Origin of the sequence: Eisenbergiella sp. OF01-20 (genome assembly GCF_003478085.1) — a bacterium.
Taxonomy (GTDB): Bacteria; Bacillota; Clostridia; order Lachnospirales; family Lachnospiraceae; genus Eisenbergiella.
This window is the reverse complement of the sequence record NZ_QUES01000011.1, coordinates 160,078-173,120: the sequence shown is the minus strand read 5'-3', so window position 1 is coordinate 173,120 and position 13,043 is coordinate 160,078. Positions and strand designations below refer to the sequence as shown.

Sequence of the window (13,043 nt, the reverse complement as noted above, 5' to 3'; positions counted from 1 at the left end):
CTTGGAAATACAAGGTTTTTAATAAAAAACGGGGTGTCAGACTTGACACTACCCCCTGTATTAAGGAGGAATAATTATGAAAAATAATTCTATTAAAGCCGCAGACAAAAGACATCCGGGTGCCGATGTTATATGCATTAATATTGTTTCGTATCTTCTTATCGGAATTTTTGCCCTTGCCTGTGTGATACCGTTTTATCTGATTATTGTAGCTTCATTTACTCCGGAGACCTCCCTGATAAGGAATGGATATCCCTTGTTTCCCACTGGTGAATTTAGCCTGGAAAGCTATGCACTGTGTATTAAAAATCCAGAACAGATTTTGAAAGCCTATGGCACCACAATTGGGATTACGGTAGTTGGAACTTTTTTATCCGTGCTGATTTCCACGATGACCGGTTATGTACTTTCCAGACAGGATTTCCCGGTAAGAAACAAGTTTGCCTTTTTCTTTTTCTTTACGACACTGTTCAATGGTGGATTGGTTCCTACATATATGCTTTGCCTGCGCTACCTGAATTTTAAGAATAATTATCATGCACTGGTACTGCCATTACTGTTTTCCGTGTGGAATATGATTATTGCTAAGTCCTTTATGGCCGGAATCCCGGCTTCTATTTCAGAATCGGCAAAGATTGACGGTGCCAATGATTTTACCATCTATATCAGACTCATCGTACCGCTTTCCAAACCGCTGATAGCGACACTTTCTCTGTTCTCGGCATTGAGTTATTGGAATGAATGGTATAACTGTATGCTGTATGTTACAAACGATAACATGTTTACCCTGCAGTACTATCTGCAGAGGATGCTGGGAAGCGCGGAAGCCATGAAAATAGTGGCTGAGAAATCAGGAATCCCAATCACAACGATTCCTCTTGAGAGTATGAAGATGGCAATGACAGTCATAGCAACCGGACCTATCGTTCTGTTATATCCTTTCGTGCAGCGCTATTTTGTGAAGGGTATGACTATTGGGGCCGTGAAGGGTTAGGTGAAGAAAGGGAGGATGTCCAATGGAAAAGCCTGCTTTTGAATGGAAAAAGAATTATTCCTGTCATGGGTGAACTGCATTTTTAAAATAACAGCACTTAGGGCCTGCCGTATCTTTTGGCAGGCCCCTTCTAATTGGATTGTATATTTCATGGCAGTTCCTTGTTGTCAAACTGCTTCAGTAAGAACAATCTTATACACAGGCTGTAAGGCTTTCTTTGCATAGTTTGATTAATGATATACTTTTAAATCAAATAACTTTATACCGTTTTGATATCTACCGTCTGCGAGGCAAAGCCTTCCCCGCTTACCTCCACATGGATGGTTCCGGCTTCATTCCGATCAGCCTGGACAATGGCAAGAAGCTTTCCATAATGCGCGTTTCTTGTCCCGCAGCGTCCCGGAGTATGATCGAGGCTATTCCCGTTTTCAAGGATGAGCAGATGACCCGGACCGTTTACGGTAACAGTGAGCTTGTTTGAGGCAGTCATTACCAGGTTTCCGTCAGCATCTTCAAGGGAAATTTCAATATGGGCAATATCCCTTCCGTCGGCGGCGATGCATTCGCTGTCGGCTAACAGCCGAAGTCTTTCCGCCTCTCCAAAGGTTGAGACTGTATGGCGGGTTAATTCCTGCCCTTGGCGATCGTACCCGATCACAACAAGCTCTCCCGGTTCATAAGGGACGTCCCAAGTTAAGAAAAGGTCATCCGTATTGGCAAAGGGTTTGGTCAGGTCGAAATTCGGCCATTCATCGATACCATCTGCGGGATAGAGACAGGCTTTTTCACCATAGCTTTTTCCGTTAAGGAAAAGACTGGCAGAAGGGCAGGAGGTGTAGCAGATGACGGGGATAATCGTCCCTTTCTCTACATCCATATTCCAATGGGGAAGCAGATGAACCGTAGGTTCGTCACGTAGCCACATGGAACGGTAGAAATACCAGCTGTCTCTTATAAATCCTGCCAAATCTACGGGGTTATTCTCACCGGAACGGTATGGATAGGAGGCTTCCCCCATATAATCCACGCCTGTCCAGTAAAATACGCCGCTGATATAATCTCTTGTTTCAATAAAACGCATGTGTTTGCTCGCAGCAACAGGCCAGGAATAATAGGGAACGCCGCGAAAAGGTCCCTCATTGCCGGAACGCCGTTTGGGAAGCGGATAATTGCCCCGACTTCCGGTGATTCCTCCGCATTCCGTGATAACCATAGGACAGTCCGGATGGCGGATTTTATCTGGTTCGTAGAAAAGCTCCGCACGATCGTTCCAGATATTTACCCAGTTAAAGCCGCGCACATCCTGATAATCCATAAATTTTTCATAAGTATACTTGCTGTTATGCGCCAGCATGTTGGTTCCTTCTGTGACCGGCCTTGTAGGATCCAGCCTGTGTATGATATCCCGCATCTCCTTCATGACTTCCCAGCCATCCACCGTATGAACCTCTTCGCATTCGTTACCGGCGCTCCACAGGATGACGCAGGGATGATTACGATCACGGCGGATAATGGTTTCCATATCCTTTTCATGAAGTTCATGAAAATATTCGGCATAACCATGAGGAGGCACTTCTTTGTTACCTCTGGACTTGCTCCACTTGCAGATCGTCCATTCATCAAAAAATTCGTCCATACAGAGAAGTCCCATAGTATCCATCAAATCCATAATCAGGGGATCTGCCGGATTATGCGCGGTACGGACAGCGTTGCAGCCCATATCCTTCAGTTTTTCAAAACGTCTCTTCCAGACCTTGACTGGAACGGCAGCCCCCAGCTGTCCGGCATCATTATGAATGGCCATTCCGTGGATTTTTACATGTCCGCCGTTAATAAGAAACCCTCTGTCCGCATCAAAATATATGGTTCGGATTCCGAACGGGGTTTCGTAACGGTCGGTTATCTGGCCATTCTTTGTGATTTCCGTTACCATGCGGTGCATATGGGGATGCTCCGGGCTCCAAAGGGCGGCATTTTTCAAAGCCAGAGTCTGTTTAAGCAGAACACATCCTGAGGCCCCAAGACCAATGTGTTCAGGGAGTGAAGCGACTAGAAGTCCGTCCGGCCCATATATACGGTTGGTTGCAATAATTTCGCAGTCAGCAGCCGAGTCATTTTCCAGTTCTGTTGTAACTGTCAGTCGTGCAGTCCCGTTATCAAGAGAATCTGTTACAATATAAGTGCCGTTCGTAGCTACATGTACAGGGGCAAGAGAAGAGAGCCAGACATCTCTGGTTATTCCGCTTCCTGAATACCATCTGGTATTGGGCTGACGGGAATTATCCACACGTACAATCAGGACATTAGGCTCTCCGAATCGAACCGCCTGTGTAATATTGAACTCAAAAGGAATGTAACCATAAAAATTATGTCCGAGTTCCCTGCCGTTTAAGTATACGGAGGCATCCTGATATACCCCGTCAAACAAAAGCCGGATAATGCGCCCTTCGTTGGATCTGTCCAGGATAAATTCCTTACGGTATATACCAATCCCATATTTCCAGTTCATAGCGCCGCTTTTGGGATCCGGGCCGGATGCCTCGTAATCCATAAGCCAGTCATGCGGTAATGTGACCGGACGGAAAACCTGGCTGTTCTTCTCCGCATCAATGATGCGTAAATCCCCGAAGTAAAAAGACCAGTCAAAACCAAAAAATTCGTGACGCTGCTGTTGCTTTAAATAAGTTTCCATGTTTCTGTCCCCCCTTCTTATTTACCTTAATGATAGGAAAATCAGAGGGATTTGGCAAGGACAATTATTCTATAAACAATAGCAAAAAAGCTATACTTACCATATCATTTCAGCCATTCCCAGGTAGTGTGGAGAGCCATTGGTACGCGTCTATATTATGCTTTCCCAGACCGGCCTGAATTTCAATATGTGGACCCTGTTAATCGGTCAAAAATTCTTGCCAATGGATTGCGGATTCCTTTCCCGGAATTTACAGGAATGCTATTGACATGGAAGAATAAAGGACATAAATGAGCCAAAAAATCTGCAAATTTACTTGTTCCATATAGTTATTCATTGTAAAATCATTATATCAGTGAATGTTTATATAGGAAAGAATGTGAGAGTATGCAGACGGAAGAAGAGTTGATTGAAGCATTAGAGCAGGAACGGAGAGAAGATAAGAAAAGGGATGGGTTTAAAGGGGAGAAAATGGTGGTGCTTCCCACAGAGACCTTTTCCGATTATGTAAAGCATCCATTGGTTAAGCGGCTGTATTTGACTGATGTTGGTTTTTTCCCCAAGGCGGCTCACCATTATAGAGAAAGAAGGGAAGGAATAGAAGAGTATATTTTTATATACTGTACCGAAGGCAAAGGAATCATTTATGTAGAAGGCAGGAAATATGTACTGAAGACAGATGAGGCTTTTTGCATTCCCCGGTTCCGCAGTCATTGTTATTATGCTTGTGACGATGATCCCTGGAGTATTTTATGGGTACATCTTAAGGGTGAGGATATAAAATATTATCCAGTTGAAGATTGTAAAATAGTGAAGTTTACATCGATACACGCAACAAACCGAATGCTGTTTCTTTTTGAACTCCTGTTCCGGGTTTTGGAAGGCAGCTTCACGCTTGGAAACTTTATTTATATTTCCCAGGTGCTTGCTCTTATTCTGGCTGAAACTTATGATCGGGAAAAACGCAATGCTTCAATCGAACAAAATAAACATGTTACGAATGTAATCCGGTATATGCAGTCGCATTTGAATGAGAATCTTACTCTGGAACAGCTTGTTGAAGATTTTGATTTATCAAAGAGTTATCTGAATGCTATTTTCAAAAAACATACACAGCATGCCCCAATGGATTTTTATATCAGTTTAAAAATGAGGGAAGCCTGTAAATTGCTGAAGGTGACGGATTTTTATATATACGAGGTGGCACAGCGCCTGGGATACAAAGATCAATACTATTTCTCAAGGATATTCAAAAAAGTAGTCGGGATATCCCCCAAGGAATATAAGTATGGCGATTATTATCATTATAAGGAATAAGTACTATAAGCTGATGGTTAACTCCATCGGCTTTTTTATTAAAATTCGCTAACGCGGATGAGGTGGTACGATAAAATTAAAAAAGAAGAATATAATCCATTAAATGATTGGATGTGGTATTTTCGTTTGAAGTCAGATTACTTATACTGATTGTAGAAATGAAATCAATAGGTGTCTGTATTGATAAAAATAAACTAAAATCAGGAGGTAAAAATGAACGAAACTTATGTATGGGTAGAAAAAACAAAAATTCCAACCTATGAGATAGGAGAAGCTGAAAAAAATCCTATTTTCCTGGATAAGAGAGTGTATCAGGGAAGCAGCGGAAAAGTTTATCCATATCCCACAGTTGAGAAGATCAGTGATGAGAAGACAGACAAGGAATATACTGCTGTTTATCTGGAAAATGAATATCTGAAAGTAATGATTCTTCCAGAACTCGGGGGAAGAATACAGAGGGCTTATGACAAAACCAACGATTATGATTTTGTTTATTATAATCATGTAATAAAGCCTGCACTTGTAGGGCTGACCGGTCCATGGATCTCCGGTGGGATAGAGTTTAACTGGCCCCAGCATCACAGGCCGACAACGTTTTTGCCTGTGGATTATGTAATAGCTGAGAATGATGACGGCAGTAAATCCGTACTGGTTCATGATGTGGATCAAATGTATGGTACGAAAGGGATTGCAAAGATAACTTTGTATCCGGGGAAAGCATACATAGAAATCACAGGCCAGCTTTATAACAGGACAAATGTTCCGCAGACCTTTTTATGGTGGGCAAATCCGGCAATTCCGGTGAATGACAATACTCAGTCAATCTTCCCTCCTGATGTCCATGCCGTCATGGATCATGGAAAAAGGGATGTTTCAAGATTCCCGATTGCGACAGGTGTATATTACAAAAAAGATTACAGTGACGGCGTTGATATTTCACGCTATAAAAATATTCCGGTTCCGACTTCTTATATGGCGGAGAAATCCAAGTACGATTTTGTCGGCGGATTTGATTATGGCAGGGATGCAGGGATCTTACATGTGGCAGATCATCATATTTCTCCGGGGAAAAAGCAGTGGACCTGGGGCTGCGGTGATTTTGGAAAGGCATGGGACAGAAATCTTACGGATGAAGACGGCCCGTATGTTGAGCTGATGACAGGTGTATACACGGACAATCAACCCGATTTTACCTGGCTGAAGCCTTTCGAAGAAAAGATCTTTAAGCAGTATTTTATGCCGTATAAAGCTGTGGGACAGGTGAAAAACGCAACAACTGAGGCTGCGGTAAATCTGTCATATGAAGGAAAAACCGCAAATGTGGCAGTATATGCGACCTGCGTTTATGAGAATGCAAACATACTGTTAACCGTAAATGACGAAAAGCTTCTGGATGAAACAGTTTTACTGTCCCCTGTGGATATTTATAAAAAGAGTATTGATATACCGAATGTAAAGGAAGAGGAGCTTCACCTGGCTGTTTATGCTGATGGAAAATGTCTGGTAGAGTATCAGCCGGAGCCGGAGGAAATCCCAAGTATCCCTGAACCGGCCAAGGCAGCGAAAGAACCGGAAGCTATTATGACGAACGAGGAGCTTTACCTGACGGGGCAGCATATTGAACAGTACAGGCATGCCACCTATTTACCTGATCCATATTATCTGGAAGGATTAAAAAGAGATCCCGGTGATATCCGGATTAATAATGCATATGGCATGCTGTTGATGAGAAGGGGATTATTTGAAAAGGCAGAAAGCTGTTTCAGAAAGGCTTTGGAACGGTTAATTGAGAGAAACCCGAATCCTTATAACAGTGAAAGCTATTATCTGCTGGGAGTGGTGTTATTTTATCAAAGACGTTTTGACGAGAGCTATGATGCTTTCTTTAAGGCTGCATGGAGCAATGAACAACAGGAAATGTCATTTTACTATCTGGCGGCCATTGATGCCAGGGAAAAAAGATGGGAAAAGGCTCTGGAGCATATTGATAAGGCTCTTGTTAAAAATGCCCATAATGTGAAAGCCAGAGGCTTGAAGGTATACCTTTTACGCAACCTATCAAGAACAGAGGAAGCATGCATTTGTGCCAGGGCGAATATGGAATTTGATCCCTTTGATTTTGTTTCAGGTAATGAAATTATTATTCTAAATAACAATAATAAAGATTTACAGGATACTCTTAATAAAAAAATGCGTGGATTCAGAGAAAATTATCTTATGACGGCCAGGGATTATGCTGAGTTCGGTGCATATCAGGAGGCAGTGGAGGTTCTGCAAAAATGCAGTTCAGAATATCCGATGCTCAAGTACTATGAAGCTTATTATAAAAATATGTTAAATGAAAATGTGGAAGTGGTATTGAAGGAAGCGGAAGCGTGCTGTCCGGATTACTGTTTCCCAAACAAGCTGGAGGATATCGCTGTCCTGAATTTTGCTGTGGAAAGCGGCTTTGGAATAATGGCTGCGTATTATCTGGGTAACTTGTTTTATGATAAGCAGCAGTGGGAAAAGGCAGTGGAGCTTTGGAAAATAACAGCCCGGAAGGCGTCTGATTTCCCTACGGCACATAGGAATCTGGCTCTGGCATATTATAATAAGGCAGGAAATCCTGCGTTGGCGAAACAGGAAATGGAAAAAGCTTTTTCCCTGAATACAAAGGATGTGAGAATTTTCCTGGAACTGGATCAGCTTTATAAAAAGCTGGCTATGAGTTTCGAAGAACGGCTGGACAATTATGAGAAGCACAAGGAATTGATAACAGGAAGAGACGATCTGTATATAGAATATATTACATTAGTAAATATGACAGGAAACTATGAAGAGGCGTATAAATGTATCATGGGACACCGTTTTCATCCATGGGAAGGCGGTGAAGGAAAGATAACAACGCAGTATACATTAGCGCTTCTGCAAATGGCCGGAAAAGCCCTGGTCGAAGAACGGTTTGAGAATGCAGAAAGCCTGTTGAGACAGGCGTTGGTATATCCCGAAAACTTAGGAGAAGGTAAGCTGGAAGGGACAAAGGATAACCATATATATTACAATCTTGGACTGGCATTGGAAGCACAGGGCAAAAAAGAGGAAGCTCAGAAATGCTTCGAGCAGGCTACAACAGGAACCGATGAACCGGCAGGGGCGATGTATTATAATGACCAGCCTGCAGATATGATCCTTTACCAGGGGCTGGCTTACAGGAAGCTTGGAAAAATGTCACAGGCAAAATCCAGATTTTACAGGTTGATTGACTTTGGGGAAAGACATCTGGAAGATAACGTAAAAATAGAATATTTTGCCGTATCGCTGCCTGATTTCCTGATTTTTGAAGATGACTATACTTTAAGGAATCGTGTACATTGTTACTACCTTATTGCTTTGGGAAATATCGGACTGAGAAATTATGAAAAAGCAAAAGAGTATTTGGATAAAGCGGTTCAATTAGAGCCAAGTCACATGATGTGTAGGGTCTATGGCAGACTGAACGGAAATATATAACACATTAAGGCTGCGTACGGTATTGTGCGCAGCCGTTTTTTAGGCTTACTAAATTATAACTATAGTGGAATATAATCCATTAATAAATAGTTTGGGATATTTTATGCAATGGTGAATTTGTTTATAATATAAATAAAGAACAAAACAAACATGACAAAACTCAACATAGTAAGTGATTTAAACAATCAGGAGAATGAAAAAATGGATATTTTTTTCAAAAAGAGGGGGATTGTAAATGAACAAAAAGAATGGGTTTAAAGTATTTCAAAAAAAATTGTACAAGTATCGGATATATCTGCTCATGCTGGCTCCTGCTGTGCTATATACATTGATATTTGCTTATTACCCAATGACGGGTATAGTGATGGCATTTAAAAAATACAACTATGCCGGAGGGATCTGGGGCAGTCCGTGGAATGGGCTGGAGAACTTCAAGTTTTTTTTCAAATCAGGACAGGCCGGTTTGGTAACGCGCAATACGGTATTGTATAACATTGTATTTATTGCGGTAGGAACTTTTACCCAGGTAGCTGTAGCCGTGTTTTTAACAGAAATCCGTGGTAAAAAATTCCGAAAGCTCAGTCAGTCCATGATGTTCCTGCCATACTTTATTTCCTGGGTTATCGTTGGAGTTATGGCATTTAATATTTTCAGTTCAGATTATGGTTTTTTAAACAGGCTGATTACCGCATTGGGCGGAAAAAAGATCGCATTTTACACAACTCCCAAAGCATGGCCATTTATCCTGCTTTTCTTTAATGTGTGGAAAGGAGTCGGGTACGGGTCGGTTATGTATCTGGCGGCAATTATGGGAATTGACACTTCCATTTATGAGGCGGCAGAGATTGATGGTGCGAATGTATTTCAGCGTATTTTCAAGGTGACGATTCCCATGATTATGCCGACAATGGTCATCTTACTGTTAATGAGTGTGGGCAGTATTTTCAGAGGGAACTTTGACATGTTCTATAACCTGGTTGGAAGCAATGGTCTCCTGTATAACTATACAGATGTCATAGATACACTGGCGATGCGGGCGTTGATTTCAAGCAATGACTTTGGTATGTCGGCGGCAATTGGTCTGTTCCAGTCAGTGCTTTGTTTCATTACAGTAACAATTGTTAATAAAATGGTCGGAAAATATGACAAAGACTATGCGCTGTTTTAATGAGAGGAGAGAATATGGATCGGAATACTCATATAGGAAATGTGAAAAAAGGAAAAGACGTGGTTATACTAAATATCATTGCATATACCTTCTCAGGACTTATTGCTCTTATATGTCTGATACCTTTTGTCATGATTCTGGCGGCATCTTTTTCTTCGGAAACAGCAATTACCGCAAACGGATTTTCTTTGGTACCGCAGGATTTTTCTCTTGATGCTTATAAAACGGTATTTAAGGAGCCAATGGTTGTTTTTCGCGCTTATGCGACAACGATTATGCTTACAGTTGTGGGAACAACTGTAGGATTAGTGGTTCAGACAATGACCGCGTATGTGCTGTCCCGCAAAGATTTTGAGTGGAGAAACGGTTTTTCCTTCTTTTTCTATTTTACTACTCTGTTTTCAGGGGGACTTGTTCCAACTTACATATTATATACGCGTACTTTGAATCTGCAGGATAATTATTTTGCACTTTTGCTTCCGCTTATATTTTCAGTGTATAATCTCCTGATTATGAAAAGCTATATATCCGCAATTCCTGATTCACTGGTTGATGCGGCCAGAATTGATGGCTGCGGTGAAATACGGACACTTTTTCAGGTTATAATGCCTTTGATAAAACCGGCATTGGCAACCGTTGGTCTTTTTATCGCACTTGCTTATTGGAATGACTGGTATAATGCAATGCTTTATATTAAAGCAAAAGACAAATATCCTCTGCAGTATTTCTTATATCAGCAGGTAAATAATATTGAGTCCTATAAGAAACTGATTTCTAATAATTCAGTCAGCAGTTCGGTAGTGAGCGCTATGTCCCTGCCGACACAGACATTGAAAATGGCGTTGACCGTAGTCGTTACGGGACCGATTATACTGGCGTTCCCCATGGTTCAGAAATACTTCGTCCAGGGAATTACAATTGGAGCGGTTAAGGGTTAGGTATATATATATATATATAAATAAAATATTAATAAAGGAGATTACTATGAAAAAAAATTTAAAAAAAGCTTTGGCACTGCTGCTGGGAACAATGATGACGGTCGGGCTTATTGCAGGGTGCGGCGGTTCAGGAAGTACGGAAAGCCAAAGCGCAGGTAACACGGAAAGTATTAATGAAACAGGGGGTGCAGAAGGTGTTGTTGCGGATACTTCCGAACATGTAGATTTGAAGATGTATCTGATTGGTGACAGAAGCGCAGATTTTGACGAAGTATATGGCGAGGTTAATAAGATTCTGGAAGAAAAGCTCAACTGTTCAATAAGTGTGGATTTTCTGTCCTGGAGCGAACATGAAACCAAATATTCATTGCTGTTTTCCTCGGGGGAACCCTTTGATCTGATTTTTACGGCATCGAGCTGGGCTCACTATGAGCAGACAGCAGGAATGGGCGGTTTCTATCCCCTGTCAGAGGAATTCATTAAAACCTATGCGCCGGGCGTATGGGAGGTATTGCCTGAAGTTGCCTGGAATCAGGCGAAGATTAAGGGTGAAGCTTATATGGTCCCTTATCTTAATAAGGATTATGTAAGTAATACGCTGGCAATCCGCGGAGATCTTTTGGAGAAATACGGTATTACTTCGGTTTCCAATTGGGACGAGTATAAGGCATTTAATCTGGCCTGTGCGGCAGATGGTATGTATGGCAGCCAGGGTATCGCCTGGTGGCAGTTTTTCCAGGGAGAAGGCATGCATGTGATTAACGGAACGCCCAAGGGAGGAGAATTTTTCTTATATCATACTCAGGATCCGTCTGATACCAATATTAATTATGTGCTTGATTGGGACAAGTTTACGCAATACTGTAAAGATGTAAAAGAAATGGCTGATGCCGGCAGCTGGTCTTCTGATATATTAAATTCCACGGATGAAAGACAGACAGGACTTCTTAACGGCACAACAGCGAGCATGGTATGGAATCTGGGATCTTGCCTGTTATATGGAAAGCAGGCGAATGCAGAACATCCCGAATGGAAAGTAACTATGGTAGATCCCAATGCAAGTGTTGGAAAAATTCTTAATCCTTATATCAATGGAGGCATGGCGATCAATATTAACAGCAATCATAAAGAAAGAGCCATGATGGTAATAAACGAATTATATACAAATCCTAAGCTGCAGGATCTCACAACTCTGGGAATTGAAGGAAAGCATTGGGAAGCTGTAGGCGATGATCAGTATAAAATTCTTGATGCAACAGGTTATCCTACGGATAATAACTGCAACTGGGGCTGGACAAACCAGACTATCAGAAGAAAAGAATATGTGGAAAACCGTACGGAGCTGGACGATACTTATGATGCCTTAATAGAGAACTTTGATGCAAATGTAAAACCTGAGCATCCGCTGGATGGGTTCAGTTTTGATACGGCAAATGTTACTACACAATGTGCTGCCGTAGAAGCAGCTTGCGGAACCTATTACGGACCGCTTATGAATGGTCTTGTACAGGATGTAGATCAGTCAATTGCTGAATTCAAGGCAGCAATGGACAGCGCGGGCATACAGGATATTGCCGATGAACTTCAGCTTCAAATTGATGCATATCTGGCGGAAAATCAGGCGCAATAACAAGGTATTCCTGGCAGGAAAACAAGAAAAGGGATGCTGATGGCTTCAGCGTCCCTTTTCTTAAAATAAGGCCGTACATGGATATGCTGGCTCCCCTGTACGGCTCAAAATCCGTCGGTACATAATTTTAAGTAGGGATATATTAATATGGAACAATTTAATATTTTATATGGAAAAAAGTTGGTTGCTATCGGGGACAGTATGGTACAGGGGTTTACGCTCTCAGATGCCTATAATCAGACATGGCTTTCAAAGATTGCAGCCAGAAATGGGATGAAACATAAAAATTATGGTATGAATGGCACATCGCTGGCTTATCGTGATGTTTATGACGGTCAATGTAAAAAAGAAGACAGCGTTGTTGCCAGATATACGGATATGGATGATGATGCGGACTATATTTTGGTATATGCGGGTACAAACGATATTCACAATTTTATTCCGATTGGAGAGAATAACAGTACGGATCAGACAATGCTTAAAGGAGCTCTGAATGTTCTCTGCAGCGGTTTGCGCATAAAGTATCCTGACAAAAAAATTGGTTTCATTACACCCTATACCCCGGGGTATGATACACCTGCTTCAAAGGCGGCGCCTGAATATGTAAATGCAATCATCACAATTTGCAATAAATATAATATACCCGTTTTTGATAATAGCAAAAACGGAGGTATAGATTGGTTGAGCAAAGCCGATATGGATGCTTTGACATTTGGGGATGCCACGCATTTAAATGAAGCGGGGATGGAGTTTGTTTCATCCAGATATGAACAATTTTTAAGGAATATGTAATTTAGTTGTAGTCTGCAGGA

Annotated in this window: 8 protein-coding genes; 7 read left to right on the top strand and 1 reads right to left on the bottom strand. The window is 41.7% G+C overall.

Translation table 11 applies throughout. The features are described 5' to 3' along the window. The first annotated feature begins 76 nt into the window (after window positions 1-76). A complete protein-coding gene (locus DXA36_RS14995) occupies window positions 77-994 on the top strand; it encodes a carbohydrate ABC transporter permease (protein ID WP_118680329.1) in 918 nt (305 codons plus the stop codon). Between the two features lie 259 nt (window positions 995-1,253). On the opposite strand, the gene DXA36_RS14990 is transcribed toward DXA36_RS14995, so the two are convergent. After that, window positions 1,254-3,686 (bottom strand): glycoside hydrolase family 2 protein, encoded by a 2,433-nt coding sequence (locus tag DXA36_RS14990; protein WP_118680328.1) that lies wholly within the window; start codon window positions 3,684-3,686, stop codon window positions 1,254-1,256. A gap of 387 nt (window positions 3,687-4,073) precedes the next feature. Here DXA36_RS14990 and DXA36_RS14985 point away from each other — a divergent pair, with 387 nt between their 5' ends. From DXA36_RS14985 to DXA36_RS14960, 6 genes are all read left to right on the top strand, one after another. Beyond that, entirely contained in the window at window positions 4,074-5,003 is a 930-nt protein-coding gene (locus DXA36_RS14985; protein WP_243114668.1) for an AraC family transcriptional regulator, read from the top strand. Between the two features lie 213 nt (window positions 5,004-5,216). Further along, the gene (locus DXA36_RS14980) at window positions 5,217-8,495 is read left to right on the top strand and encodes a DUF5107 domain-containing protein (protein ID WP_118680327.1); all 3,279 of its coding nucleotides are present in this window, start codon (window positions 5,217-5,219) and stop codon (window positions 8,493-8,495) included. 235 nt (window positions 8,496-8,730) lie between these two features. Beyond that, window positions 8,731-9,663: an ABC transporter permease gene (locus tag DXA36_RS14975; RefSeq protein ID WP_118680326.1), complete on the top strand. Its 933-nt coding sequence runs from the start codon at window positions 8,731-8,733 to the stop codon at window positions 9,661-9,663. A gap of 14 nt (window positions 9,664-9,677) precedes the next feature. Further along, entirely contained in the window at window positions 9,678-10,601 is a 924-nt protein-coding gene (locus DXA36_RS14970) for a carbohydrate ABC transporter permease (protein WP_118680325.1), read from the top strand. 46 nt (window positions 10,602-10,647) lie between these two features. After that, window positions 10,648-12,231 (top strand): ABC transporter substrate-binding protein, encoded by a 1,584-nt coding sequence (locus DXA36_RS14965; RefSeq protein WP_118680324.1) that lies wholly within the window; start codon window positions 10,648-10,650, stop codon window positions 12,229-12,231. A gap of 147 nt (window positions 12,232-12,378) precedes the next feature. Beyond that, a complete protein-coding gene (locus DXA36_RS14960; protein WP_118680323.1) occupies window positions 12,379-13,023 on the top strand; it encodes an SGNH/GDSL hydrolase family protein in 645 nt (214 codons plus the stop codon). Window positions 13,024-13,043 lie beyond the last annotated feature (20 nt).

What these genes read in the sequence shown, in the direction of transcription:
- DXA36_RS14995 (WP_118680329.1), top strand. Translation starts at nt 77, where the DNA reads ATGAAAAATAATTCTATTAAAGCCGCAGACAAAAGACATCCGGGTGCC.
- DXA36_RS14990 (WP_118680328.1), bottom strand. Translation starts at nt 3,686, where the DNA reads ATGGAAACTTATTTAAAGCAACAGCAGCGTCACGAATTTTTTGGTTTT.
- DXA36_RS14985 (WP_243114668.1), top strand. Translation starts at nt 4,074, where the DNA reads ATGCAGACGGAAGAAGAGTTGATTGAAGCATTAGAGCAGGAACGGAGA.
- DXA36_RS14980 (WP_118680327.1), top strand. Translation starts at nt 5,217, where the DNA reads ATGAACGAAACTTATGTATGGGTAGAAAAAACAAAAATTCCAACCTAT.
- DXA36_RS14975 (WP_118680326.1), top strand. Translation starts at nt 8,731, where the DNA reads ATGAACAAAAAGAATGGGTTTAAAGTATTTCAAAAAAAATTGTACAAG.
- DXA36_RS14970 (WP_118680325.1), top strand. Translation starts at nt 9,678, where the DNA reads ATGGATCGGAATACTCATATAGGAAATGTGAAAAAAGGAAAAGACGTG.
- DXA36_RS14965 (WP_118680324.1), top strand. Translation starts at nt 10,648, where the DNA reads ATGAAAAAAAATTTAAAAAAAGCTTTGGCACTGCTGCTGGGAACAATG.
- DXA36_RS14960 (WP_118680323.1), top strand. Translation starts at nt 12,379, where the DNA reads ATGGAACAATTTAATATTTTATATGGAAAAAAGTTGGTTGCTATCGGG.